This is a genomic window from Pirellulales bacterium (assembly GCA_035546535.1).
GTDB lineage: Bacteria > Planctomycetota > Planctomycetia > Pirellulales > JACPPG01 > JACPPG01.
Genome location: DASZWQ010000037.1, coordinates 64040 through 90846, shown reverse-complemented (window position 1 = coordinate 90846; position 26807 = coordinate 64040). Strand labels below are relative to the sequence as shown.

The following is a 26807-nucleotide window of genomic DNA, read 5'->3' as shown; positions in this document are numbered from 1 at the left end:
ACCTGGCGTTTGGTCATCTGGGCGAAGGGGCGTTCGATATGAACCTGCCCGCCAGTCGCCAGATTGAGCGCTTGCTCGTAAGCGGCAAAGAACTTGTCCGTGGCGTCGGGGAAAGGGTTCGAGGCCAAGGGCGCAAGCGCGAGCCGCGGCACGTCGTGCAACTGGCACCACAATACCGCCTTGATCAACAGCAGCGCATTGCGGCCTGGCAGATACACCGCTTCGTCGGGGGTGGCGGCGTCGGGCACCGCCTCGCCCGTGGTGCTCCAGTGCGTGCCGTACACATCGGCCAGCGGCAGATCGAGAATCACAAGCGGCGCGAGCGCCGGCCGCGCGACCGCCGCCAGGTAACGCCGCAGCCAGGCCAGCTCCGTTCCTTCCCACGCCAGGTGCGAACGGACATAAAACGGCTGCACCGACTGCTCCTGGTCGAGCAGGTGTGCCAGCAAGATCGCGCTATCCAAGCCCCCGCTTACGAGCACGCCGACGTCGGCGGCGTCCTTCGAGCCGGTCATCTGCAATCTTTCCTTAAGCCACGGGGGCTGCGAACGAATCAGCCGTTCAAACGACGCGCGAAAACGACGAAACGCGATTGGTTCCCATGCTAGCGTACGCGGCCTCTTCCGGCATCCGCACTTGACCTTGAAGCTGGCAATCGCGGGCTGTACACTCCGCCTCCCTTTCTGTATCTCGTTCGAGTCCGATCTTGTCTGCACGTCTGTCAGCTTTCGCGCCGTAAACGCGCTTTTGCTGCGCCTTCGAGTTCACGACCTGGCCACTCATGCCGCGAATGGGCCTGAGCCGCCGTCGGGCCGTGGCGTCCGAAAGCGCGGGATTGACTTTGGATCTTGCATCGACCGGCGAAGCTGGAAAGGGGCCGAAACCGACAGCGGTACCGGTTAGGCGGGCCAGAACCGACTTCCGGACCCCGAAGAGGGGCGGAAATGCCGCGGCAGCGAAGGCCGTTTTTTGTTGAATCGGAATTTGGGGCTCTTAGAATGGACTAAGTGCCCCAGTTTCCCTAATCCCATCAGCCTTAGGTGGTTGCATGAGACGAGTGATCCTGGGTGCCCTGGCAGGCGCGGGGTTGGTGTATGCGGCCGTCGCCGGTGGAACCGAGAGCGGCCGGGCCCTGGCCCAGCGAGCTGCCGTTTTGCCCGAGGCAACAGCCGGGTTAATCACACACCCGGTGCAATTGCCCGATGGTCGCCAGATGCTGACGGTCATCGATCCGCGGTCGCAAGTGTTGGGCTACTACCAGCTCGACCCGGTAAAGGGCGAGATCGTTCTCAAGGGAATACGGAACATCCACTGGGACTTGCAGATCGAAGAGTACAACGGCGTTAGTCCGTTGCCTTCGGAAGTGCGGTCCCTGGTGGATCAAAGATAAATCGTCCGCTGGCTGCGACCACTTCCAGCGGACCCACGTTCTTTCGCACCCGGCGAAAGAATGGAACTGCCGGAGGGGATGCATGTCCAAGTTCGTCACGCTGGCCGAGGCGGCCAATCAGTTGGGAATCAGCGAGGACGCAGTCAACGACCTGCGCTTAAGCGGCAAGCTGTACGGCTACCGCGACGGAACGAGCTGGAAATTCAAACCCGAGGACATCGAGAAGGTTGCCCAGGACCGAGCCGGCGGAGCAGCGAGCGACGCGGATCTGTCCGGCGCGTTTGTGATGGGCGACTCGCAAGAGATCAGCGATGCGCCGATCGACCTGGTGATCGATCCCGACGATATCGACGCCTCGAGTGAAGAAGTCGTGTTGTTGAGTGAGTTCGAATTGGGTGAGTCGGGGCCCAGCGCTTCGGCCACGATCATCGGCAAACCGGGCTCGCCGCTCTCGCCGGCCGAGAGCGACGTCAAGCTGCGGGCCCCGGCCGACGATCTGGGGGAAGCGTCGGCCACCATGATCGGCCGGCCGGGAACGCCGCTGCGGCCGAATGAAAGCGCCATAAAACTCGAATCGGAAGGAGCGGAGGAGCCAAGCGCATCGCGCACAATCATCGGAGCGCCGGGACTGCCGTTGGGGCCCGCCGACAGCGCCGTGAAGGTGCAGGCCGGCGGACCGCTCGACAGCCCGTCGAGCACGATCATCGGCAAGCCGGGCCAGCCGCCGACCGCCGACGAAAGCGTGATCAAGCTGAGCACGTTTGAGGACAGCGATTTCGACCTGGGAACACTACAAGCCGGTCCGCCCGAGGGAAGCAGCGTGCTGCCGCCCCCGAAGGCCGCGGCCGGCGGATCGACCGTGTTTGCCGGGGAATCGATTCCCGATCCGGTAGTCGATTCGGGAATCACGTTGGGTGACGAGCACGTCGATGAGGATGACTTCGTCCTGGGGGGGCCAGGGAGTGACATAACGATCAGCCCGGGCGACAGCGGCATTTCGCTGGTTGATCCGGCGGACAGCGGTTTGTCGCTCGATGCGCCCATCGAGCTGCGTAGCGAGGGCGGCGAGCCAACGTTCGAGATGTCGGAATCGGGCGAAGACCTCAGCGGCGTCACGGAATTCGACTCCGATGAGGTGATGGACCTGAAGACCAGCGACGAATTCCTGTTGACCCCCATGGCGCCGGAGGGCGAAGAAGCGTCGGAAGACAGCGGATCACAAGTCATCGCGATCGACTCGGGCTCGCCGTTCGAAAGTTCCGAAGGAAGCATGTTCGCCGCCGCCGAAAGCGGTATGTCGAACATGCTCGAAGAGGATGTCGGCGGCGGAGCCGCGCTGGCCGAAGGTGGCCTGGGCGGAGGCGCGGCACCGGTGTTCGCGCCGGCCGGAGCGCCCGTCGCGGCGTACGCGGCCGAGACGCCTTATCCGGTGTGGGTCGTGATTCTGCTGGGAATGTGCCTGCTGTTTCTGGCATTGTGTGGAATGATGATGTACGACCTGATGCGAAATATGTGGAGCTGGAACGCGCCGTATTCCGTGAACAGCGCCATCATGGATTTCATCATGGGCTTGTTCGGCTGATGGCAAGCGGCCGGCAAAGCTAACGCTGCCGGATCGAAATAACGCGTCGATTCGAAAGGAGTCGAATCATGGGCCAATTCTTCCGAGGCATCTCGATCGCTGCTGGCGCGCTCGCGCTATTGCTGCCGGGTTGCCAGTGGCCATCGCAAGGGCAACTCTCCGAAGCCCAAAGCCAGAACCGCGCGCTCACGGAGCAGGCCCAGGCTCAGCAGCAAGAGATTGAGAATCTCAAGGCGCATAATCGCGCCGTGGAAAACCAGCTGATCCAGGCCGAGGAAGAACTGGCCGAAATGGATCAGCGGCTGGGCGTCGATCGCAAGCAGATCGCCAACTTCCAGCATGAGCGCCGCACGCTGCGCGGCCAGGTCGAGACGATCGTCAATAACGCGCGCGGATCGCGTGGCTCGGCGCGCGACCTGCGCCTGGAAGAACTTTCGCGCCGCTACGACTGGCTGGCTTACGATCCGGAAACCGGCATCAGCCGGTTCGACATCGACGTCCTCTTCGACAGTGGCGGCGCCGAACTGCACGCCGCGGCGCGAGAAAGCCTGGACGATCTGGTGCGGTTCCTCAAATCGCCCGAAGCGGCCGAGCTGCGCGTCATGATCGTGGGCCACACCGACAGCCGGCAGATCAAGCGCCCGACGCGTGACAAGTACCCCGACAATTGGCATCTGAGCGCCGCGCGCGCCTTGGCCGTGGCCGACTATCTGCGCAAGCATGGCGTGCCCGACGACCGGTTGGGCGTGGCCGGCTACGGCCAGCATCAGTCGATCGCCGACAACGAAACGGCCGAAGATCGGCAGACGAACCGCCGTGTCGAGGTGTTCGTCATGGGCCCCGAAACGCCGGTCGTCGGCTGGACCGAGACGACGACCAGCATCTATTAGGCGAGGTACCGCGGGCGGGCGCAACTTCATCGCGCGCCTTTTTTTGCTTGCGGTAAGTCGAATGCCGTAGCGGCGCCACCCTTTCCCCCCTGCTGGCGGCTGGCGTCGGGATATATACTTTCGCCTTCCGCCGGCGCTATAATGGGCAGAAGGGAATTGGGCCTGCTCGCGCAATTGCTTTTGCGCCCCCGCCGCTACGGGCCCTCTAAGCGTCTCGCCTCTCAGCCGTAAGTGTCTGTCGCATGGTTGCTTACAGTGTAGCGTTGTTGTCGGATGCTTGCTCTTCGGGTTCGGCATTGCGCGCCGGCCGCCTGGCCAGAACTGCCCTGGCGATGCTCGCCTGCGGTTCGCTGGGATTCGGGGCTGGTTGCAATCGTCAAGACGCGATTCGCCATTACCGTGTGCCCAAAGAGCAGACGCTGCTGCGTGACAACGGCCCAGACGCAAGCGAAACGGCCGGGGACGAGAACGCAAAATTCCGCATGCTCGCGGCGATCATCCCCCGCGATCCGCAGGCGTGGTTTGTGCGCATGCTAGGGCCGGCCGAGACGGTTGAAGCCGAAGCGGCCAACTTCCGCGCGCTCGTGAAGTCGATCCATTTCACCGGCGAGGGGACGCCCGAGTGGACGCTGCCGCAGGGTTGGCAGCAAAAGCCGGCATCGGGGATGCGCTATGCGACGATCGAAGTTCCCTCGGCCGCCGGCGCGCTCGATCTGAGCGTGACCGTGTTGCCGAAGAACGAGCCCGACCCGGACGTGTATGCGCTGTCGAACGTGAATCGGTGGCGCGGCCAACTGGGGCTGCCGCCGCTTGCGCCCGGCGAGCTTAAGAACAATGTTGAGCAGGTGGAGCTGACCGGCACGAGCGCGACTTTGGTCGACCTCGTAGGTCACAAGCCGCAGGACAATATGGGGCGCGCGCCCTTTGCCGGTGGCGCGATGCCGCCGTCGAGTCCGGCACCGAACGGCCCCGGGGCGTCCGCCGGGCCGCGCCGCACGGCGCGCGAGCTGACGTATGACGTGCCATCGGGTTGGACGGAAGGCCCGGCCGGCGGCATGCGTAAAGCGGCGTTCGCCGTCGGCACCGGCGCCGAGTCAGGCGAAGTGACGATCATCAGTCTCGACGCCTCGGGCGGAGCACTGCTGCCGAATATCAATCGCTGGCGCCAGCAAGTCGGCCTGCCCGAGACTTCCGCGGATGATCTCGCGCACGAAGTGAAGAAGATCGAACTTGGCGATGTCGCGGGGGACTTTATCGATCTCGCAGGCGCCGAGAAAGCGATCCTGGGCGTGGTCGCGCAGCACGGCGGTCAGACCTGGTTCATCAAGATGACCGGTTCGCCGGCGCTCGTGGCCCGTGAGAAGCAGAACTTCGAAACCTTTGCACGGTCGGTGCGTTTCACCGCTCCCTAGACTCGTAGCTCCCTAAGACCGTCAATCATTTGAGCAGCATGTATGGCAAGCGATATTCTGCAACAACGTCACGCGGCCGACCTTGACCGCGAGACCGATGCGCCGCAACTGGCTGGGACGATCGCCTATCTTTTGCGGCCTTTGGCTTCGCTGAAGCTGACCGTGCTGCTGATGGCCTTGGCCATCTTTCTGATTCTGGCTGGCACGCTCGCCCAGATCGACAAAGGCATCTGGGATGTGATGGCCGACTATTTTCGCACGCCGCTGGCGTGGATCAACCTGCGCGTGTTCTTCCCGCGCTCGTGGAGCATTCCGGACTTCTCGTTTCCTTTCCCCGGCGGTTTCACGATCGGGGGCGCCATGCTCGTCAACTTGCTCGCCGCGCACACGTTGCGATTCAAGATTCAAGCTCGCGGTGCGCGGCTGCTCGCCGGCCTGGCCGTGATCGCGGCCGGCGCCGGCATGACGTGGCTCGTCGTGGCGAGCGGATCAAGCGCGGGCGGACTGCAAGACGCGCCGCTCATCGAGTGGTCGACCCTGTGGACGATCCTGAAGGCGAGCCTGGCCCTGTTGTGGCTGGCGACGCTCTTCGCGCTGATCAAGATTGACTCGGCGCGCCAATACGAGCGCGTCGGCCTGGCGATCGTGGCCGCGGGATTGGGCGCGCTCATCGCCTGGCTGTACATGCGCAGCGAGTTCGAACTGGGCGCGTCTTCGCTCCGCATTCTCTGGCAATTGCTCAAAGGAGGCCTGGCCAGCCTGATCCTGCTGGCCGGGTGCATGCTCCTGTTCCGCAAACGGGCCGGCATCGTCCTGCTGCACGGCGGCATCGCGCTGATGATGATCAACGAACTGGTCGTCTACGGCCTGCATTCCGAAGCGCTCATGCAAATCAAGGAAGGCGAGACCGTCAATTACGCCCAGGACCTGCGCACGGTTGAACTGGCCATCATCGATCCCTCGAATCCTGACGAAGACGACGTCGTCGTCGTGCCGCAGTCGTATTTGACCGAAGGAAGCGTGGTGCGCGACAAGCAGCTTCCCTTCGACTTTGAAGTGGTGCGCTTCTTGCCGAACTCGAACTTACGCGAATGGAAGCAGGGGGAAGAAAATCCGGCCGACACGGGCACCGGCAAGCAGTTCGTCGCCGACGCTGCGCGGGCGGGCACGGGCGCCGACAACAACAGTAAGGTCGACATGTCGGCGGCTTATGTGCGCGTGCTCGACCGCGCGCACGACGACAAGCCGCTGGGCACTTACCTGGTCGGCATTCTTCAATCATTCAAAGGAGTGGCCGAGAAGGTCACCGTCGACGGCAAGACCTACGATATGGCGCTGCGTTTCAAACGCGACTACAAGCCGTACTCGATGCACCTGATCGACGGGCGCGCCGACAAGTACATGGGGACCAACACCCCGAGCAATTACTCGTCGGACTTGCGGCTGGTCGATACGTCGCGCCACGTCGATCGCAAAGTACATATCTGGATGAACAACCCGCTACGCTACGGCGGCGAGACGTTCTATCAGTCGCAGATGGAGGTCGATCCTGCGACCGGCCGCGAATTCACGGGACTAAGCGTCGTGGCAAACGCCGGCTGGATGATTCCGTACGTGGCCTGCATGATCGTGGCCACGGGATTGTTGGCCCACTTTTCGATCGTGCTGTTGCGGTTCTTGCGACGCCGCACGACTGCCGACGCCGACGGTGTTCTCGTCGCCAAGAACGGTCGGCGAGTCAAGGTCACGGCTCCGACCTCGACCACGGCTGATTGGGCGATTCCGCTGGCGGTCATCGGCGCGGCATTACTGTTCATGTTTTCGGTGGTCCGCCCCCCGCGCGTCCCCGACGGAGAGCCGAATCTGGCGGCGTTCGGCCAATTGCCTGTCATGTACCAAGGGCGCTTGAAGCCCTTCGACACGCTCGCGCGGAACAGCCTGCGGATCATCTCCGATTCGGAAACCTACGTCGACGAAAACGACAAACGGCAACCGGCCGTGAAATGGCTGCTGGATGTGATTGTCGACCCGAGCGAAGCTGCCAGGCAAAAGGTGGTGCGCATCCAGAATCTGGAAGTGCTCGACATGCTTGGCCTGTCGCGCCGGCAGGGCTTCCGCTATTCGATCAACGAATTCCGCGAGCACATGGCCGAGTTCGAGAAGCAGGCCACGGCTGCCCGGGCGGTCGATCCAGCCGAGCAGAGCGTGTTCCAGAAGAAGATCCTGGAACTCGACAGCCGGCTGGCGTTGTATTCGACTTTACTGAGAGCGTTCGATCAGCCGCAGATTCGCCGCGATCATGCCGCCGAGGATTTGCTCGAGGCAATGCGTCAGCAGCAGCGCGTTTTCAGCCAACTGCAGGCGCCGCTAGTGATTCCGCCCGCCTCGGGCAGTGGCGATTGGGAGCCGTACACCGTGGCTTGGACCAAGGCTTTTGCGCAAGCCAACCTGATGAATCAGGAACCGAACCCGGCGACGCTCGATTTCAATGAGATCGTAGTCGGCTATGCCAAGAAAGACGCCGCGGCTTTCAACAAGGCGGTGACAGGCTATGAATCGGCGCTCGCCGCGCGCCCGCCGGCCGGTCTCAACGTCCGCAAAATCGACTTCGAGGCGTCCTTCAATCACGCCCGGCTGTTTTTCTGGGCGTCGTGGATGTACGTCGTGGCATTCGTATTGGCCGCGATCGGATGGCTGGGTTGGTCGCGCCCCATGAACCGTGCGGCGCTGGGGCTGGTGCTGGTGACATTCGTGATCCACACGATCGCACTGGTGTCGCGCATTTACATTTCGGGCCGGCCGCCTGTGACGAACCTGTATTCGGCGGCGATCTTTATCGGCTGGGGGGGCGTGCTGTTGGGAATCATCCTGGAAGCCGTGTATCGGCTAGGCATCGGCAATATCATCGCCGGGGCGGTCGGTTTCTCGACGCTGGTGATCGCCGACAAGCTGGCCGGCGACGGCGATACGTTCACGGTGCTGCAAGCCGTGCTCGATACACAATTCTGGCTGGCCACGCACGTCACGTGCATCACGACCGGTTACACCACGACGTTCGTCGCCGGCGCGCTGGGCATCCTGTACATCGTCGGCGGTGTGCTCACTCCCTCATTGACCAAGCGGCGGGCCGACGAGCTCGCGCGAATGATCTACGGCTGTGTGTGCTTCGCCATCTTCTTCAGCTTCGTCGGCACCGTACTCGGCGGATTGTGGGCCGACGATTCGTGGGGCCGCTTCTGGGGTTGGGATCCCAAGGAGAACGGCGCGCTGATCATCGTCCTCTGGAACGCGCTCGTCTTGCACGCTCGCTGGGACGGCATGATCCGCGATCGCGGACTGGCCACCTTGGCCGTGGTGGGGAATATCGCCGTGGCCTGGTCGATGTTCGGCGTGAACCAGCTTTCGGTGGGTCTGCATTCCTACGGATTTACCGAGGGAATCGCCCTGGCCCTCATCGTCTTTGTGGCGTCGCAATTGGGCATCGTGGCCCTGGCGCTTGTCCCGCGCGCGAAATGGTGGAGCAGTCGGGCCGCCGCAGCGTAGGGCGGTGCGTTAGCGCAGCCGGCTGCTCGCAGGCGATGGCTCTTCGCGCATTGGGCGTGCCGTGGTGGCCGTGGCCGATCCCATCAGCGGCAACCGGCCCAAGATGGCGGCGGCCTGCGGCGTGGCCGGTACCGTCGGGCCCGCGGCCCCTTCGATCACCTGCACCAGGTTCACGACCGGTTGCGGCTGCGCGTTCGGCTGGAATAACAGGCCGCGCCCCTCACTGTCGCTGATCAACTGCTTGGGCCGATCCGCCAGGCGACCGAGGATGGCGATCTGCCCGCGCGGGTCGAGAAGGAATTCAAACGCCAGCGCCTCGTAGGCGAAGACGCCATCGACGAGCCGCCGATCGAATTTCGTGGGGCAACCGAGAGCGGCCGAGGTGGCCGCAAGGAGCGCACGGCCGACGCGCCCGGGGCCACCCGTGACGGTCGCGCGCATTTCCACGATTCGCCCGTTCGAAAAATGCGCTGGCTGTGCGAAATCGACGTCGATCGTGCCTTCGATCAAGTGACCGAAGTACGGCGTCACCAGCGGCGCAAGTTCGACCCCTGTTATTCGGCCGCGGAGGGCGACCTGGCCTGCCGCGACGTCCTTGACCCAGATCGAACCTTGCAAACGGCTCTTGACCAGGCCTGGCACTTCGCCGGCGACGGCCTGGAACCAGTCACAGGGGACGCTGTGGCGTCCGGTGTGCAGTTCCCATTCCTCCTTGGGAGCACCTGATTCACGGGAACGTGCGAAGCGCACCAGGATGCGATCAGCAGATTTCTCGGCTTCGCCGTCGGCCGGCGATATCTTTTCGCCCGACGGCTCGAGCACGAAGCGTGCTTCACATTCACCTTTGCTCGCGCGCAGCAGCCCGCTGAAACTCGCAAGTTCTTCGGTATCGACGGGGCCGACGATCGTGATCTCGTCGGCCGTGACGGTCAGGTTCAGGTCTTTATCGCGATCGCGCCGCAATAGCCGCTGCAATAGCGCGTGGCAGTGGGCCAGGCCGCCCCGCTCGATGGTGACGCCGGCGAGCGCGATTTTCGCCGAGTCATCCAGGGCGCTCGTGCGATACTCGACTTGCTCCGAGCGAGCCACGGCCTTGCCCGTTTCCGGGTCGAAGAGTGCTACGTCGCGATATCGTGTCAGCCCCGGGCGGGGATGAGCGACGCCGGCGACGGCCACGCGCAAGCCCAACAATGTGCGCAATGACGATTCTTCGTGGCGGCCGTGCAGCGGCGAATGCCGGTAAGTGCCCCACGCGACAAAAGCTACCAGGGGGGCCAGGCAACCCAGCACGAAGCAGGCGCGGCAAAAGCCGCGGCGCGTGATTTGATGCAGTCGGAACATCCTTGTTCGTCCGGCGTTCTCCAGGCGCACCGAGCGGCTTAGCGCTCGCGAGCCATCTGTTGAAACAAGTCCCAGCGGGCGCGCATCTCGGCCAGGCTGTCGCCGCCGAATTTATCGACGAGCGCCGCGGCGATTTCGAACGCCACGACGTTCTCGAGAATCACCCCGGCCGCCGGCACCGCGCACACGTCGCTCCGCTCGTAAGCGGCTTCCTCGGCTTCCTTCGTGGCCAGGTTGATACTCGCCAACGGCTTGCGCAGCGTGCTGATCGGTTTCTTGGCGGCGCGGATCACCAGCGGTTGCCCATTGGTCATACCCGCTTCCAATCCACCGGCGTTGTTCGTCGGGCGCACGTAGCCCAGGTTGGGCGTCGTTTTTTGCGATTCGTCGTAATGGATCGCGTCATGCACCTGCGAGCCGCGTCGCCGCGCCGCTTCGAACCCCAGGCCGATCTCGACCCCCTTGATCGCTTGCACGGCCATCACGGCCTGCGCCAGTCGGCCATCGAGCTTCACGTCCCACTGGGTGTGGGTGCCCAGACCGAACGGCAAGCCTTCGACGCGCACTTCCAGAATTCCACCCAGCGTATCGCCGTCCTTGCCACAGGCGTCGATCAGGTCCTTGATCTGTTGATCCTGGGCCGGATTGAGCGAATAGATCTCGCTCTCGTCGCGCCACGCGCGCTGTTCGGCCAACGTGCCCGGCTGCGGTGGAATCGCGATGCCACCAAGCTCCACCGTGTAACCGAAAGCCGTAATGCCGAACTGTTCGAGCAGCTGCTTGGCCAGTGCGCCGGCCGCGACGCGGGCGGCCGTTTCGCGGGCGCTTGCGCGCTCGAGAACACCGCGAATGCTCCCCAGATGCTTGATCGCCCCGGTCAGGTCGCCGTGGCCGGGGCGCGGGCGATCGAGATCGTCGAGCCGCTCGAGCTTGTTGTCTTTGTTCGGCACCGACAAGGCGATAGGGCTGCCGAGAGTTTGACCTTTCCAGATGCCGCTGAGGATTTCGACATGGTCGGTCTCGATCCGTTGGCGACCGCCGCGGCCGTAGCCTCCCTGGCGGCGCCGCAGCTCCCGATCGATCGGCTCGGTCGTGATCGGAACCCCCGCCGGAAATCCCTGCACCAAGGCCAAGAGGGCCTTGCCGTGAGATTCACCAGCGGTCCAGTAACGCAGCATGGGCTCTAGCACTTGGCTTCCGGGGGGATCGACGCGGATTGTCGGCCAACACGACCGAAAACACCTATTTTACCTGGGCTCGCCGGACCGAACAGGGCCGGTCAGCCGGCGTGTGAGCGAACCACAGCCGGGCCGATTCCGTGAGCTTCGGGAATTTGCGATCGCAAGCAATGCGCGCAGGCGAGAACCGCAAGCGCGCAGTCAATCGACTTCATCGACCGGTTGACGGTGGAAACTTGCCCGCTATCGCCAGGGAAAGCTGCGCCCCGTGAGACGCTCGTAGGCTTCGATGTACTTTTCGCGCGTGCGAACGACGACGTCGTCGGGCAGTTCGGGCGGAGTGCTGTTCTTGTCCCAGCCGGTGGTCTCCAGCCAATCGCGCACGAACTGCTTGTCGTACGAGGGAGGGCTGCCGCCGGGTCGATACTGGTCGACGGGCCAGAAGCGCGAGCTGTCGGGCGTGAGCACTTCGTCGATGAGAATCAAGGTATCTTCAAATCGCCCCCACTCGAATTTGGTGTCGGCGATGATGATCCCCTTGCTGCGCGCCAGTTCCGCCCCACGCTGGTACACGCTGATGCTGCGGTCGCGCAGCTCCTGGGCCACGTCCTTGCCGACAATATCTACCATCTGTTCAAACGAGATGTTGATGTCGTGGCCGCTTTCTTCCTTGGTGGCAGGCGTAAAGATCGGCTCCGGCAGCTTGTCGCTCTCAGTCAGGCCCGCGGGCAACTTGATGCCGCAGACGGTGCCCTGCTTTTTGTATTCCTTCCAGCCCGAGCCGGAGAGGTAACCGCGCACGACGCATTCGATGGGCACGACCTGTGTCTTGCGGACCAAGGTCGCGCGACCGGCCAGCGGCTCGCGCTCGGTCCCGGCCGGCAGTTCGTCCATGCGATCGACGTCGGTCGAGAGAACGTGATTCGGCTCGCCCAACTCGTCGAACCAGAACGAGCTGAATTGCGTCAGCACGCGCCCCTTGTCGGGGATACCGGTCGGCAGTACCCAGTCGAAGGCGCTGATCCGATCCGTGGCCACCAGGAGCAGTTTGTCCCCCAGATCGTACACGTCGCGTACTTTGCCGCGGCGAACGGGTACCCCTGGAATCGTGGTTTGTAGAACGGCTGCCGTGGTGGTCATAACAATCCTCCTTGCGTCGATATTTGCACGCGCGTGCCGAACCGTCCGCGGCGGCTTCAATCTGTCACTTGCGTTCGCCCTCGCCTCTCGGGCCCGCGCCGTGGAAAGGGCCGTTGGACCCGCTCACTCGAACTCGTCGAATCGATGTCGAGGGAACGGTTTCCGCGGCGAATATACCAATCGTGTCGAGCGCCGGCCAGTTCCCCGCGCGGGCTGAGCTCCGCGGCCTGGAGAAGCCGTGTGCATACTCGCCGAACTTGCTGGGCTCGTCCCGCTGGGATAGACTCGCCGAAACGGGGGCTACGGCGACAAATCGTCCGGTTGATGTTGCATTTGACTCAGGCGGCGCGTTGCGCGGACGTCGCTGGCTGGCGCGACTAAGGATCTGGTGCCCATGGGCCTCATGCGGTTCTTGGTAGCCCCGGCGAACCGCCTCACGGCCGAAGCCGCTCTTCGCGCCTACCTGGTCGGCCCGGAACAAATTCCTTGGGTCAGCCGGGTGCAACTGCAGAACGGGGTGTTGAGTCTCGGCCGCAACGAATCCGACTCCGCCTGCCTGTGCTGCCCCTTTCCCGTCGCGGAACGCGGCGAGGTGTCGCTGGTCACGGGCACGTTGATCGAGCGGTTTGCCCCCTACCATCTGACCGTGGAACTGGCGCGCGGCAAAGTCAACCAGCTGCGCTCGCAGATCGTCGAATGGCAGTCGCTGGGCCTCGCGCCCAAGGAGCATCACCTGGCCGCGTTGCACCAGGCGATGGAGCATCTTTCGCGCGCGGTAACTTCGCAACATGATCCGATCCTGGCGGCGGAACACGCCGAGCGGGCGATCAGCCGGGCGCTGGATCTTTCGGATCGTCTGGTGGCCCGCTACGTCAAGAAAGTCGTGGCCACGCGCCATCGCGCCGGGACGAGATTACAGGCGGTGCTGGGAGGCAATCTCGGGCCAAAACTGCTGCGCGCCACCGTCTCGCGCCAGTTCTTAACGGCCTTCAACGCGGCGACCGTCACGATGAAATGGCGCGACGTGGAAGGGCAAGAAGGAACTTATCAATGGGAAATTGCTGATCGGCAGATCGCCTGGTGTCACGAGAACGGACTGCCCGTGATCGGCGGGCCGCTCTTGCAGTTGGACGATCGGGGCCTGCCCGACTGGCTGGCCATCTGGCAAGGCGATTTCGATAACATCCTGGCTTTTGTCAGCGACTATGTCGAGACCGCGGTGCAGCGCTACGTCGGAAAAGTCAGCCTGTGGCAGTGCGCGTCGCGGGTGAATGTCGGCGCCGTGCTGGGACTCAGCGATGAGGAGCGTCTGCGACTGGCGGTGCGCACGTTCGAGATTGTGCGCAAGCTCGATCCGAAGACGCCGGCCATTCTCTCCTTCGACCAGCCATGGGGAGAATACATGGCGCGCGCCGAGCGCGATCTGTCGCCGCTGCACTTCGCCGACATCCTGGTGCGCTCGGGCATGGACCTGTCGGGGATCGGGCTGGAAGTGAACGTCGGCTATTCGCCCGGCGGCAGCTATCTGCGCGATTCGCTGGAGTGCAATCGGATGATCGACCGCTGGGCCATGCTCGGTACGCCTTTGTGGTTGTTCATTACCTTGCCCGCGGGCGAGTCGGCCGACGACAAGGCGTTCTCCCGCGCGCGGCCGACCGGTGGTCCCCAACCTGGCGGCTGGAGCCCGGAAGCGCAACGGCAATGGTTGCGCCAGGTTGTGCCATTGCTCTTGGCCAAGCCGATCGTGCGCGGGGTGATCTATAACCAATTGTGCGACGCGTACCCGCACGAGTTTGTCGAAGGGGGGCTGCTCGACGGCGAGGACCAGCCGAAGCCAGCCTTCGGAACGCTGGCCAAGGTACGTCGGAAGTATCTTTCCTGAGGACCGGTAAGGAATTCGATTATTCGCCGCCGGTTGTCGGCTTATCCGCAAACGGCAGCGTATCCGGCGTCACGCGCACGGCGGTCGTGAACTTGAAAGGGATCTTGAAGCCGCTGTCGAACGTCAACTCAACGAAGTAGGCGGTCCAACCCTGCCCGGGACGCTCGACGCGGGCCACGTAATCTCCGTCGGCCGAGGCGGCCAGCGTGTGGCTGCGGTATTCCGGTCCCAACGTTTCGAGCCGGAAATCGCGCGCCTTGGGATTGGTCGCCTGCCAGAGGTTTACTGCGACAGGCTTTTCCTTCGTCTTCACGCGGATCGTATCCTCGCCCTCGAACGTCCATGAAAACTGCGGCCGCGGTTTGTTCGTGAGGATGGCATTGTAAAATGCCATGACGCTTTCTAACGCGTCGCTGCCGCGTAACGAATGATTCGCATTCGGCACGTAGCGGAGGTATTTTTCCCCCTTCAGCTCGTTGAAATAGAACTGCGAAGAGTCGGGCAAGAAGAATTCGTCCCCTGCCGCGTTGACGATGAATTTTGGCATGGTTAAGCGATCGATGTACGAATAGGGATCCTCGAGCTTGAGCAAGGCGGCGTAAGCGGCGCTGTCCTTCATCTCGAAGATCTTGTGCCGCACGTAATCGCCGACCGAGGGTGCCCAAAAGCCGTAGGCGTGGTGATGATGGTCCATCGACCGGCGGACGTTCAAGACGTCGATCACGATCGGCACGATCGCCACCACGCGCTTGTCGACCGCGCCGGTGAGCCAGGTCGTCCAGCCGCGCTTCGAGCCACCGGCGACGACAAAACCATCGACCGGCAAGTTGCCGCCCGCGTCGCTCTTCATGAATGCCTGGACGGCGTCCATGGCGCGCACCGCGCTTTTCACCATCGGCATGCGGGCCGTCCACGTAGGGTCGCCCGTCTTCATCAACTGCATCCAGGTGTAAGCAATCAGGTCGTCCTCGACGCGTTCCTTGCCATCCTTGTGAAACACAAGCGGCTGGTTCGGGACCATGCTCAATTCGGCCACGATCGAGCCTGTGCCGAGCGCCAGGGTTTTGGCGATGTCGCTAGGTTTCGACGGCGGATCGGTTTTCTTGCCGCCGCCCCCGATGAACAGCATGGCGTTTTTCGCCGTGACGCGATCCGGCTTCACGATCGTGACCCAGTGCTCCCATTGCGTGCGACTGACCTCGTCCGGCGAGCGCCACGATTGCGACTTGAGATCGAGAACGAAGTGCGTGTATCCGTCCTCCTTGTGCGTGGCGGCAACGGTCCACGAAAAACTGTCGTCGGCCTTCGCGACGTAATCGTCCAGCGCTGTTCGCTGCTGCTGCCCCTGGGCGGCAGCGGTCAGACCCAGCACAAGGGCGCAGGAGCCAAGAAACAGTGCCTGACGCAGCGCACAGAGATGAGCCGAAATACCGTGGCGGATGACCATCACAAACCTCATAAGTTGCAGTGGGCGTATCGCGGAGCCCCCAAGATGGCTCGCGTTTCCGCGAGCGTCAACGAGGGCCCTGAGTCGCCAAAGTGTTCGGCGGGTTTTTGAATTTGAAGAAGCGCGGCTCGCGAATCGTGCCGATGGCCCAGATTTGACGCTTTCCGCTACCCGAAAGATAATAGCTGCTTCTAGTTGCGGCGGCAGTGCGCCGCTTGGGGCGCAAGGGATCACGATGACCGCCATCCTCGGCATTTCGGCCTTCTATCACGATTCGGCGGCGGCGCTGGTCGTGGATGGCGAGATCGTGGCGGCCGCTCAGGAAGAGCGCTTTACGCGCAAAAAACACGATTCGGACTTTCCCCAGCGGGCGATCGAGTATTGCCTGGCAGCGGCGGGGCTCGAGGCCAGTCAACTCGACTACGTCGGCTTCTACGACAAGCCCCTCACGAAGTTCGAGCGGCTGTTGGAGACGTACCTGGCCTTTTCGCCGGCCGGCTTCCGCTCGTTCCGCCTGGCCATGCCACTGTGGCTGAAGCAGAAGCTGCATTTGCCGCGCGAGATGGACCAGGGCTTGCACCACGGCTATCGCGGGCGTTACGTGTTCACCGATCACCACGAGTCGCACGCGGCGAGTGCCTTTTTTCCCTCGCCCTTCGAAGAGGCCGCCATCCTCACGCTCGATGGCGTCGGCGAATGGAGCACCACCTGCACCGGGGTCGGCCGCGGCAACAAGCTGGAACTCGACGAAGAAATCCGCTTTCCCCACTCGCTCGGATTGTTGTACTCGGCGTTCACCTACTACACCGGCTTTCGCGTTAATAGCGGTGAATACAAGCTGATGGGGCTCGCGCCTTATGGCCGGCCCATCTACGAGTCGCTGATTCGCGAGCACCTGATCGATCTCAAGGAAGACGGCTCGTTCCGGCTGGACATGAGCTACTTCAACTACTGCCAGGGTCTGACGATGACGTCAGCCCGCTTTCACGCGTTGTTCGGTGGCGCGCCGCGTCCGCCGGAGTCGCGCGTCACGCAGCGCGAGATGGACCTGGCGGCGTCGATTCAGGCCGTGACCGAAGACGTGATGCTGCGTTGCGCGCGGCATGTTCACGCTCGTACTGGTATGAAGAACCTGGTACTGGCCGGTGGCGTGGCGCTGAACTGCGTGGGCAATGGTCGCATCTTGCGTGAAGGGCCATTCGAAAACATCTGGATTCAACCAGCCGCGGGAGACGCGGGGGGCGCGCTGGGCACGGCGCTTTTTATCTGGCACCAGCTATTAGAAAAACCGCGACACCCGCAAAAGCATGACGGGCAGCATGGCTCGTTCCTGGGCCCGGCTTTTTCGGATGAGGAAATCGTTGATTACCTCGACGGCATCGGCGCCGCATACACGACCTGCACATCCGACGAGCAGTTGTGCGACGAGGTCAGCTCGCTCATTGCCCAGGAAAAAGTCGTCGGCTGGTTTCAAGGACGGATGGAGTTCGGACCGCGGGCCTTGGGCGCGCGGAGCATCATCGGCGATCCGCGCAGCGAGAAAATGCAGTCGGTGATGAACTTGAAGATCAAGTTTCGCGAGTCCTTCCGACCGTTCGCCCCGTGCGTGCTGCAAGAGGAAGTCCACAACTATTTCGAGATGCGGCCGGGCGAGGACAGCCCGTATATGCTGCAAGTGGCGCCGGTGCGCCAAGAGCTGCGCTGCGCGCTCGGAGCGGAATACGAACAGGCGTTCGGCATCGACAAGCTGAATTTCAAGCGCTCGACGCTACCGGCGATCACGCACGTGGATTATTCGGCCCGCGTGCAAACGATCGACAGCGTGCGGAATCCGTTATTTCATCAGTTGCTGACGCGCTTTTACGAGAAGACGGGCTGCCCCGTGTTGATCAATACCAGCTTCAACGTGCGCAGCGAGCCGATCGTCTGTACGCCGGACGATGCTTACCGTTGCTTGCTGATGACCGATATGGATGTACTGGTCATGGGACGGCAGATTATTCTTCGTGAGGACCAGCCGCAGGTCGCCCAGGAAGATCGGGCCCGGCATTTGGCGCAGTTTCAATTGGATTAACAAGGAAACGGTCTCGCGATGGCATTGGTCGACGTCAACTGGAAGCCCACGGGCCGGCAGTTGCGCCAGTTCGGCGTGATGGCGCTCGTGGCGTTGCCCTTGGCCGGCTGGCTGTTCACGGGCAAGCCCTGGCCCGCCGAGGCGACGCGCACCCAGGCGACGGTCATTGGAGCTCTGGCTGCCTTGGGCGCGCTGGCGGCGGTGTTGGCGTTTGTGCGACCGCAGACGCTGCGCTGGCCCTTCGTCGGGGCGACGCTCTTGGCGCTACCCATTGGCCTGGTGGTGGGCGAGGTTGTGCTCGCGGTCATTTACTTTGGATTATTCCTGCCGGTGAGTATGATCTTTCGGCTAATGGGGCGCGACGCGCTTGATCGCCGCATCGATCGGAAAGCCAAATCGTACTGGCAGCCGAAAACGCGCCCGACCGGACCGGAAAGCTATTTCCGCCAATCGTGATCCACGGCGGCATGATCGCCGGGCGACTCAGCGCCTCTTCCACAAAATTAATGCACCGATGACCGAACCGAAAAAATCATTCGATGAACTCAAGGGGCAGGAGCGCAGCGGATTGGTCGCCGAGTTTCTGTACTTTCTCGGCCAAAACAAAAAGTGGTGGCTGCTGCCGATTTTGATCGTAATCGGGCTGGTCGGCATTCTGGTGCTGTTGGCGGGCACCGGCGCCGCACCGTTCATCTACACGATGTTTTGATCGTGGCCGACATCAGGTCCGTTTCAATTGGCGGAGACAGGATCCGAATGTGACATACCGACTGTCGCGAATCGTGATCTATCCGATCAAGTCGTTGGACGGGGTCGAACTCGAGGCCGCTACGATCCTCTCCAATGGCGCGCTGGCGAACGATCGGCGTTTTTGCCTGCGAAACGCGCGCGGCGAGTGGATCAATGGCAAGGCGACGGCGGCCGTTCATCTGTTGCGAGCCAAGTTCGACAGACAGGCAAGCCGCGTGCATCTCCTGTCGGAGCGCGACGGCCGGCAAGCGGAGTTTGCGCTTCCGGCCGATGCCGAAGGCCTGGCCGCCTGGCTGGGCGAGTTTTTCGGCGAAAAGGTCCTTGTCGTCGAAAACCTGCGCGGCGGCTTCCCTGACGATACCGATTCGCCTGGGCCCACGATCGTCAGCCGCGAGACGATCGGCGAAGTTACCCGTTGGTATCCGGGGTTCACGGTCGACGAGGTGCGTTGCCGGTTCCGCGCGAATTTGGAATTCGCCGGGGACGCGCCCTTTTGCGAGGATCGCCTCGTGGCCGATCGGAGTCGCGTCGTGCGCTTCTCGATCGGCGCTGTGATTTTCGAAGGGACGACGGCTTGCGCTCGCTGCCCTGTGCCTACACGGCATCCGCAGACGGGCGTGATCTATCCGCGATTTGCGAAGCTGTTCGCGGAACACCGCGAGGCGACGCTGCCGCCGTGGACCATCACCGAGCGATTCGATCACTATTATCGCTTGACGGTGAACACCCGGCTCAGCCCCTTGAGCCAGGGGGGCGAGATTCACGTCGGTGACCAGTTGCGGATTCTGGAAACCGTGCCGGCGTAGTGTGGAGTGCGGTTTGTTGTCCATTAGCGCACGGTTGGGCAAGCCAGCCGTGCCACCCGAATTGGCACGAAAAATTCGGCAGCATTAAACGGGCCGCGCTTCGATCACGCTCACGTCCGCGGCGGTGGGCACGATCCGTTCGAGCCGCAGCCCCACTTTCGCGAACAGCGTGCGATATTGCTCTTCGGTCCGCTCCATGCCACCGGGCAAGACCATCATGGCCAGGTCGAGCATCTTGCCCACCGACGGTTCATTGCCCGGCAGGATCACGCTTTCGACCACCAGCAGCCGCGCCTTGTCGTGCATCGCGCGACGAACGTTAGCCAGAATTTGCGTCGACTGTTCGTCGTACCAGTCGTGAATGATATGCCGCAGCAGGTAGGCGTCGCCACCGGTGGGAATCGATTCGAAGAAACTGCCGCCGACGAGCTTCGCGCGGTCGTGAACCTTGGCAGTGCGAAAATTCGCTTCCGCCGCTTGCACGACGTGCGGCAGGTCGAAGAGTATGCCCTGCATTTTCGGATAGCGCGTCAGCACGCTGATCAAAGTCTTTCCGTTGCCGCCACCGACGTCGATGAACGTGCCGACGTCCGACAGGTCATAGACGTCGAGCATGGCCTTGCTTTCCTGGCCGTGAACGCTGGTCATGGCTGCGTCGAAGATGCGGGCCTTCTCCGGATGCTTGCCGAGAAAGTTGAAGAGCGGTTCGCCGAACGTTTTTTCGAAGGCGCATCCACCCGTCTGCACGCTGTACAGCAAGTTGCCCCAGGCGCGCGAGGGTTCGTCGCCGATCATCATCGCAAAAGCCCATTGCGAATCTTCGGCGTCCTTGCGCAGACAATCAGCCAGCGGCGTCAGATGAAATTTGTGCTGTTCGTCTTCGCGAAACACGCCCAGGCTGGCCAAGGTTCGCAGCAGCCGGTAGAGCGACGGTGCATGCGTACCCGTTACGGGGGCCAGCTCCTCGGCCGTTTGCGGTCGCGTGGCCACCCGGTCTGCAAGTTCCAGGCGAGCCGTCACGTACAACGCTTGCGTCAGCACCTGGCCATTGAGCATCTGCGCGATCACGCGGGCAGGTGAAGTAGCTTCCACGGTGTGGGTGTCTCCTGTGCGAGTAGTGGCAACGGTCCATGCGGCATCGTGCGGCGTCATTTTTCGGCCGGCGGCTGCCGGTGGCAAGGGCGCGCAAAGCCCGGTTGTCCGCCTCGCTTGTCAGGCATCGCGGTCCGATAAGCGATGAGTTAAACTGAGCAGTTCGCCGATTGTTCGTCCGCAATCAATACCGCCCGCGGTGCCCCGCCTGCGTCGTTCCCGAGTTTTACATCATGGCCATGACCCCTCGTCCGATTTCACTGGTCCTCGCGTTTTTGCTCGCCGCCTCTGCGATGCCGCGAGCTGGCGCCGAAGACCTGGTCAAAGATTTGCAAGCCCGAGCCATCACGGCTGGCGTCGCACCCTGGGCCTACTGGGGGCCCGACCCGGCGAAGTACACCGGGTGGACGAATCACTCGAACCGGTTGATTCCTGTCTACACGTTCGGCATGGATCTCGCGTCGGTCAAAGGCGAGCGCAGCATCTATCGCGACGCCGAACGACTGAAGCAGCTCTATGGTCGAATGCCTGACGAGACGCTGAACCCGCAGGCCGAATACTTCGACCAGACGGATATTGCCAGGTTGCAACGCGCGGCACTGGCTGGGGGCAAAAAGTACGTAGTGCTGATCGTCTTCGACGGGATGGATTGGCAAACGACGCAAGCAGCCGCGATCTACGGCGCGGGCAAGGTGGGTTATACGTCGGGCCGCGGCACCGGACTGCACTTTCAGGATTATCGCGGCGTGGCGACCGACTTTGGATATTTCGTCTCGTCGCCCGCCAGCGATGCCTCGGATATCGACGTGAACGCGCAATTGGTGTTGGACAAAGGCCCGCGCATCTACGGGGGTTACAACTCGACACACGGCGGTCCCAATCCTTGGACGCCCGGCGATGACCCCAGTTACTTGATCGGTAAGTCGCGCGTTTGTCCGCACGCGGTGACCGATTCGGCGGCGTCGGCCACGAGCCTTTGCGCCGGCATCAAGACCTACAACGTGTCGATCAATATCGATCCCGCAGGGCGGCAGGTGGCGCCCGTTGCGCACGAGTTCCAGGCCAAGGGGTATTCGATTGGCGTCGTGACCAGCGTGCCGATCAGTCACGCCACGCCGGCCTGCGCTTACGCGCACAACGTCTCGCGTGATGACTTTCAGGATCTAACCCGCGATTTGCTCGGCTTGCCCTCGATTGCGCATCGTTCTAGCCCGCTGCCGGGCGTCGATGTTTTGCTCGGTGCCGGTTGGGGCGAAAACGCCGAGGAAGATCTTAAGCAAGGGAACAACTTCGTGCCGGGCAATAAGTACATCGCGGCCGCCGATCTGAACGCGATCGACGCGGAGCACGGGGGCAAGTATGTCGTCGCCCAGCGTGAAGTTGGTAAAAGCGGCCAGGGTTCATTGGCCGCGGCCGCGCAGTCGGCCGCCACGGACGGTAAACGTCTGTTTGGTTTCTACGGTGCCAAGACGGGGCACCTGCCGTTCGCCACGGCCGACGGAAAGTACGACCCCGCGATCGGCGTGCGCCGGCTGGCCGAGGTCTATTCGCCGCAGGATCTGAGCGAGAACCCTACGCTCGCCGACATGGCGCGGGCGGCTCTCACCGTGCTGTCGACGAATAAAAACGGTTTCTGGCTGATGATCGAGGCCGGCGAGGTCGACTGGGCCAATCACGACGACAACGTGGACAACTCGATCGGGGCCGTTTTGCACGGCGATCGGGCCTTTCGGGCCGTGGTCGATTGGGTCGACGAGCACCGCTGCTGGGACGAAACCGCGGTCATACTCACGGCCGATCACGGTCATTACCTGCACCTCACCGACCCGCAGGCCATTCTCGGCACACCCGGATCTTCGGCCGGCAGATAGCGGCCGATCGGACCTATTGGCATCGCGGAAATCGCGAATTCCCGGCCTTCCAGCGCAGGTCGCATTTTTTGGGGCGTAGTATTGCCTGGCCATTGTTCTTGGTATATTTAGCGCTTGTTTGGTTCGTCGAGAGTCAGGTACGAAACGCGCGATTCGCTGATCTGTCCGTGACCTCGATCACCATTCCAAGTTAGGGCCACAGCACTAGGGCCCCTGTCAGTCAAGTGACCCGCGTCACGAAATACGGGTCAGAACGCCCTCGCAGAGGAGATGAATGGTGGGCAAGAAGTTGTATGTAGGGAACCTGCCCTACTCGGTCAGCAGCTCGGATCTCGAGCAAATGTTTTCCCAGTACGGACAAGTGCAAAGCGCGCAGGTCATCGAGGATCGTGAAACGGGGCGGAGCAAGGGATTCGGGTTCGTCGAAATGGGTTCCGACAAGGATGCCCAGGCCGCGATCACCGGCCTGAACGGTCAGGATCACGGCGGTCGTCCGTTGACAGTGAACGAAGCCAAGCCGCGCGAGGATCGCGGTGGTGGCGGCGGTTACGGTCGCGGCGGCGGCGGTGGTGGCCGCGGTCGCTACTAGTCGACCGATACCCGTCGACAGGGCGGCGTGTTGAAGCGCGCCGGCAGTTAACGAACCCTTGCTGCGAACTATCCTGCAGCAGTCGCTGTTTCACTGCGCGCTCAAAGGCCCGCAGGTCAGACGTCATTCAGCGAAATGATGCCGATTTCGCCGTTCGCCTGTCGTGAGGCGAACGACCGGGACAGTCTTTCCCGAGCCGACAGATATTGGCTCGGCCCGCCAAGCAATTGGCTGAAAGCGACAACGCGTACCCAGCCATGCGCGGCTTCGGCTTCGACGTCAGTTGCTCTGGCGACGATCCGTCCGAGGGTGTCGTCAGTTTTCCAGCACGAAAACCCGGTCTCCCGGCTCGAGCCAGAAGTTCGTGCGATTCGATTCGCCGCGATAGAGTTCGCGCCAATCGACGGGTAAAACGTAAGCCGCTTTCTGGCCATCGGCCGAAGCGGGCCGCGCGATCCATATTCGCGTATTCGGCGTCAGGCGCATGTCCTTGCTGATCTGCGCGATCGCATCCAGGACGGTTTCATTTCCCGAATATGGAACGCGTTGGATGTGGTCCGTTCCGTCGTGTTCCCACACGATGTAGAAGAACTTGCTGTTGTATTTGAAGACATCGACCGAGACCTTGGGATTGTCCAAATACGTCAACAGATGTGCTTCGATCGTCTTCCGCACTTCTACGAGCGTCATGCCGGCGACGAATACCGAGCCGTACGTTCCCAGGTTGACGGTGCCATCGGGCCCGATCAAATGTTCGCCTTCGATCTGCTGCTGACCGGCCGATTCGGCCAGGCTCACCGACACCTCAGGCGCTTGGATAATCTGTTCCAGGTGCTCCTTGATGGTGTCTCGTGCCTCGCTGATCGACAGTCCTGAAACTTTGACGCCGCCGTAGGCCGGTCCCAGCATGATCGTGCCATCGGCTTCGACGGGATAGGGCCCAGCAATATTTTGATCGGGCACCGTGTTAATCACGAAGATCTCGAGCGTATCGAGCGGTTCGATTTTGTACGGAGGCTTGGGAACGATCTTCACCGCGTCGATGAGCAATACATCCGGAGCTTCGACGCGGTAAGGCCCCAGCGACTGCCGTTCCGAGGGAGAACGGGCCTCGGCGGCAGCCAGGGACACGGGCGTGTTTCCCCAAGGAGGCTCATCCGCACCCTGCCAGGGCAACCGACCGGACTGCAGCAGGGCCAACACCACGGCTAGCGCGCCCGCCACGACCCAGCCGGCCAGGCCCAGGAACTTTCCGAGTCGTGGACGTGGCGTGCCTTGCATGGCCAAAAGCCGCATGATGCGGGCCCGCGCCGCCGATACGCTTTCGGCCATGCCGAGCGCCAAACTCGGTCGCGCTTGCGGCACGAAGTCGAGCAATAGCGAAGCGAATTCCACCGGATCGGCGCCGGCCGCGATTGCCCAGTCGTCGCACGCTTCTTCGCAAGCAGCGCGGAAATCGCGACGCACGAACCACAGGAGCGATTGCCAGGGGAGCATGATCGCCACCGCTTCGACCGCCAGCCGGCTACGGCCGTCGCGCCGTGCCAGGTGCGCCAGCTCGTGATAAAAGATCGCGAGCCAGTCGTTCCGTGGTTCCTTCAGAGCTGGCAGCAACAGCCGCGGCCGGCCCCACAGCACGAGCGCCGGCGAATCGACGGCCGAGCTGACGAGCAATTCGGGCGCGTCAACACCCAGCGTGCGCGACGCCTGGTGGAGTGCCGCACGAATCTCCTCATCTTCGCAAGGACTTGCTTGCCAGCACGCACGTTGCAGGGCTCGCGCGCTACGTAGCAATCGCCAGGCCAGCCCGAGCGATGCCAAAGGCCAGAGAACGGCAAGAACGCGCCAGCCCGTTGCCGGCCATTCGATCTTGGGTTGTGGGATTTCAGCGGGCCTGCCGATCGCGGCATTATGCAGGACCACCTGCGGTGTACCTGCGGGCGCTTTGAGCACGATGCCAAGGTCTTCGTTCCCTCGTTCCGTGGCTTCGATCGCGGGAGCGAACATTCCCCAACCCGAGGAGCGCGCAGCGTAGGAACTTACAGGAGCGACGACACAAAGGATCGTCGCCGCCAATAGCACGGCGGCGCGCGTCGTGGGTCTCAAACGCACCAGGCGAACCAGCGACAGTGCCAAAACACATACCAGCGTGCTTTGCCAGGCCGCATCGATGGCGAATCGTTGCCATCCGCTTGTCGGCACATAGTTCCACCACTCACCCATGGCGTTTCTCCTTGCGACGCGTTTCGATCAGTTGCCGCAATTCGGATAGTTCCTCGCCCGACCACGGCCGGGCGTCGAGCAATTGCGCGACGAGCAATTTGGGATCGCCGTCGAAAACGGCTTCGAGCATTTCGGTGATCAGACCGGCCTGGGCATCCTCGCGCGAGCGCGCAGGCTGATAGACATAGGCCCGGCCCGCCGAGCGGTGCTTGAGCCACCCCTTCTTTTCGAGCTTTTGCATGGCCACGAGCACGGTGGTGTAAGTGATCGGCCGCCGCCGGCCCAAATGCTCGGCCACTTCGGCCACCGTGGCCTCGCCACGTTTCCAGACCAGTTCCATGACCTTGGCCTGAAGGTCCCCCAGTCCGTGCATTGTTTTGCGACGCATCCGTGTTTCTCCTCCATATACGTCGATGCGACGTACGTCGATGGAGATTAACAGAATCGGCGGGCGCGTCAAGAAGAATTCTCCGGCTCTGGTATCCTTGAGAGCAAATAGTGCGTCACCCCTTCCTGGATTCTCCTCCTATGGCACGCGTTCCCTCGGACTCGACATCGCTCTTGATCCGCCACGAAGGTGAAGCCCCGCGCGAGCGCAGCACGTGCGGATGGCGCCATTTGCTCGTCAGCCGGCAAGACGAGAATGTCGCGGCGTGGGCCCATGCCGTCGATATCGACGGCGCGCGCGAGCATTACCATCGCGTGGCGACCGAGCTGTATTACGTGCTGGATGGAGAGGGGACCGTCCGGCTGGACGGCGTCGAGCATCCGGTCCGCAAGGGATCGCTCGTACACATTCCCCCGGGGGTCGTGCATGGCGCCAAGGGGCGGATGCGCGTGCTCGTCGTAGGCATCCCGGACATTAGCGACGGGGATTTGTTTTTCCCCGATGAACAGGGCGCGGGCGATGCTCTGGACTCTTCGGCCTGAGCCGCCTTAGCGTCGCGAAGCAGCGATCGGTTGAACAACGAAGGGCGAATGCCGAGCCACCAGCGGACGGCGCTCCCGGCTTTCGCCCTTCGACTTTCTTTGGGACGGGGACAGTCGCCCCGGGCCGCGGCAAGTGGAGGTCGCTACGCCCCCACTACCAGCCCATCACCATGTTCGATTCGATGACCTTGCGGGCTCGTTCCAGGTCGGAACCGGTTTCGTGCATATAGAGGCGGATGGCGTGGACTTTGTCGCCGGCGGCCTTGGACAGGCAATCGCGGGCCGTATGGCAAAGATCCGCGCCCGAGTGCGGTATACCCAGCGCGCTTTTGGAAATGACCCAGGTATCGCGGGGGCGCTTCGTCAATCGCAAGACTTTTTCGCTCGGATAGGCGTCGTGGACGACGGCGGCGGCCGCGTCCTGGTCGTTTGCCCAGGTAATGATGATATGCGACTCGGTTTCCACTTCGAACAATGGCATCGCCAAATCCCCCTTTCACTGCTGAGGTGACAGATGCGCTTCGGATTGCCGCGGCATCTCGCGGCCGCTGCCCGACATGTCTTCCCTATCGGACGATGGTAGGACTCCCCGGACAAGTCGTCAACGAGGGCCGCCCAGGTACGGTAAAGCTGTGCGGCGCGCTTACGTAGGCGGGGCCCGGTGTTA

At 62.7% G+C, this 26807-nt stretch carries 22 protein-coding genes; 13 read left to right on the top strand and 9 right to left on the bottom strand.

Annotated elements, in window-relative coordinates; translation table 11 throughout:
- Positions 1-515 (bottom strand): 7-cyano-7-deazaguanine synthase (locus tag VHD36_04855; GenBank protein ID HVU86625.1); only part of this gene is annotated, 515 nt, incomplete at its 3' end.
- A 533-nt stretch (positions 516-1048) separates the two neighbouring features.
- Here VHD36_04855 and VHD36_04850 point away from each other — a divergent pair.
- From VHD36_04850 to ccsA, 5 genes are all read left to right on the top strand, one after another.
- On the top strand, positions 1049-1390 hold the full coding sequence (locus VHD36_04850; GenBank protein HVU86624.1) for a hypothetical protein: 342 nt from the start codon (positions 1049-1051) through the stop codon (positions 1388-1390).
- An 82-nt stretch (positions 1391-1472) separates the two neighbouring features.
- Positions 1473-2972 carry a helix-turn-helix domain-containing protein gene (locus tag VHD36_04845; GenBank protein ID HVU86623.1) on the top strand — a complete coding sequence of 500 codons (1500 nt, stop codon included), beginning with the start codon at positions 1473-1475 and terminating at the stop codon, positions 2970-2972.
- Positions 2973-3040: 68 nt separating this feature from the next.
- On the top strand, positions 3041-3862 hold the full coding sequence (locus VHD36_04840; protein ID HVU86622.1) for an OmpA family protein: 822 nt from the start codon (positions 3041-3043) through the stop codon (positions 3860-3862).
- A gap of 242 nt (positions 3863-4104) precedes the next feature.
- Positions 4105-5274 carry a hypothetical protein gene (locus VHD36_04835; protein HVU86621.1) on the top strand — a complete coding sequence of 390 codons (1170 nt, stop codon included), beginning with the start codon at positions 4105-4107 and terminating at the stop codon, positions 5272-5274.
- A 42-nt stretch (positions 5275-5316) separates the two neighbouring features.
- Positions 5317-8817, top strand: coding sequence for a cytochrome c biogenesis protein CcsA (gene ccsA / locus VHD36_04830; protein HVU86620.1), 3501 nt, complete (start codon positions 5317-5319; stop codon positions 8815-8817).
- Positions 8818-8826: 9 nt separating this feature from the next.
- Here the strand turns inward: ccsA and VHD36_04825 are convergent, their stop codons facing one another.
- The 3 genes from VHD36_04825 to VHD36_04815 all read right to left on the bottom strand — a co-directional run bounded on the left by VHD36_04825 (position 8827) and on the right by VHD36_04815 (position 12476).
- Positions 8827-10158 (bottom strand): hypothetical protein, encoded by a 1332-nt coding sequence (locus VHD36_04825; GenBank protein ID HVU86619.1) that lies wholly within the window; start codon positions 10156-10158, stop codon positions 8827-8829.
- Between the two features lie 38 nt (positions 10159-10196).
- The gene (gene aroC / locus VHD36_04820; GenBank protein HVU86618.1) at positions 10197-11336 is read right to left on the bottom strand and encodes a chorismate synthase; all 1140 of its coding nucleotides are present in this window, start codon (positions 11334-11336) and stop codon (positions 10197-10199) included.
- Positions 11337-11579: 243 nt separating this feature from the next.
- A complete protein-coding gene (locus tag VHD36_04815) occupies positions 11580-12476 on the bottom strand; it encodes a phosphoribosylaminoimidazolesuccinocarboxamide synthase (GenBank protein HVU86617.1) in 897 nt (298 codons plus the stop codon).
- A gap of 394 nt (positions 12477-12870) precedes the next feature.
- Here VHD36_04815 and VHD36_04810 point away from each other — a divergent pair, with 394 nt between their 5' ends.
- Positions 12871-14358 (top strand): endo-1,4-beta-xylanase, encoded by a 1488-nt coding sequence (locus tag VHD36_04810; GenBank protein HVU86616.1) that lies wholly within the window; start codon positions 12871-12873, stop codon positions 14356-14358.
- A 19-nt stretch (positions 14359-14377) separates the two neighbouring features.
- Here VHD36_04810 and VHD36_04805 read toward each other — a convergent pair whose 3' ends face one another.
- Positions 14378-15805, bottom strand: a complete 1428-nt coding sequence (locus VHD36_04805) for a PhoPQ-activated pathogenicity-related family protein (GenBank protein HVU86615.1) — start codon at positions 15803-15805, stop codon at positions 14378-14380.
- Between the two features lie 235 nt (positions 15806-16040).
- Here VHD36_04805 and VHD36_04800 point away from each other — a divergent pair, with 235 nt between their 5' ends.
- The 4 genes from VHD36_04800 to VHD36_04785 are packed head-to-tail and all read left to right on the top strand — an operon-like array spanning position 16041 to position 19435.
- Positions 16041-17879, top strand: a complete 1839-nt coding sequence (locus tag VHD36_04800; GenBank protein ID HVU86614.1) for a carbamoyltransferase — start codon at positions 16041-16043, stop codon at positions 17877-17879.
- An 18-nt stretch (positions 17880-17897) separates the two neighbouring features.
- Positions 17898-18335, top strand: a complete 438-nt coding sequence (locus VHD36_04795) for a hypothetical protein (protein ID HVU86613.1) — start codon at positions 17898-17900, stop codon at positions 18333-18335.
- Positions 18336-18393: 58 nt separating this feature from the next.
- Positions 18394-18588: a DUF5989 family protein gene (locus VHD36_04790; protein ID HVU86612.1), complete on the top strand. Its 195-nt coding sequence runs from the start codon at positions 18394-18396 to the stop codon at positions 18586-18588.
- A 49-nt stretch (positions 18589-18637) separates the two neighbouring features.
- Positions 18638-19435 (top strand): MOSC N-terminal beta barrel domain-containing protein, encoded by a 798-nt coding sequence (locus tag VHD36_04785; protein HVU86611.1) that lies wholly within the window; start codon positions 18638-18640, stop codon positions 19433-19435.
- A gap of 84 nt (positions 19436-19519) precedes the next feature.
- Here VHD36_04785 and VHD36_04780 read toward each other — a convergent pair whose 3' ends face one another.
- Positions 19520-20527: a methyltransferase gene (locus VHD36_04780; GenBank protein ID HVU86610.1), complete on the bottom strand. Its 1008-nt coding sequence runs from the start codon at positions 20525-20527 to the stop codon at positions 19520-19522.
- A 233-nt stretch (positions 20528-20760) separates the two neighbouring features.
- Here VHD36_04780 and VHD36_04775 point away from each other — a divergent pair, with 233 nt between their 5' ends.
- Together VHD36_04775 and VHD36_04770 are read left to right on the top strand one after the other, a co-directional pair.
- Positions 20761-22398, top strand: coding sequence for an alkaline phosphatase (locus VHD36_04775; GenBank protein ID HVU86609.1), 1638 nt, complete (start codon positions 20761-20763; stop codon positions 22396-22398).
- Positions 22399-22672: 274 nt separating this feature from the next.
- Entirely contained in the window at positions 22673-22987 is a 315-nt protein-coding gene (locus VHD36_04770; protein HVU86608.1) for an RNA-binding protein, read from the top strand.
- A 315-nt stretch (positions 22988-23302) separates the two neighbouring features.
- Here the strand turns inward: VHD36_04770 and VHD36_04765 are convergent, their stop codons facing one another.
- Both VHD36_04765 and VHD36_04760 read right to left on the bottom strand, forming a co-directional pair.
- On the bottom strand, positions 23303-25210 hold the full coding sequence (locus VHD36_04765; GenBank protein HVU86607.1) for a polysaccharide biosynthesis/export family protein: 1908 nt from the start codon (positions 25208-25210) through the stop codon (positions 23303-23305).
- Complete coding sequence (locus VHD36_04760) at positions 25203-25598, bottom strand: BlaI/MecI/CopY family transcriptional regulator (protein HVU86606.1); 396 nt, start codon at positions 25596-25598, stop codon at positions 25203-25205. Before VHD36_04760 ends, VHD36_04765 begins: the two co-directional genes overlap by 8 nt.
- 140 nt (positions 25599-25738) lie before the next feature.
- Between VHD36_04760 and VHD36_04755 the strand changes: the two genes are divergently transcribed.
- Positions 25739-26140 (top strand): cupin domain-containing protein, encoded by a 402-nt coding sequence (locus VHD36_04755; GenBank protein ID HVU86605.1) that lies wholly within the window; start codon positions 25739-25741, stop codon positions 26138-26140.
- Between the two features lie 154 nt (positions 26141-26294).
- Here VHD36_04755 and VHD36_04750 read toward each other — a convergent pair whose 3' ends face one another.
- Positions 26295-26621 carry a DUF6793 family protein gene (locus VHD36_04750; GenBank protein HVU86604.1) on the bottom strand — a complete coding sequence of 109 codons (327 nt, stop codon included), beginning with the start codon at positions 26619-26621 and terminating at the stop codon, positions 26295-26297.
- Positions 26622-26807: the final 186 nt, after the last annotated feature.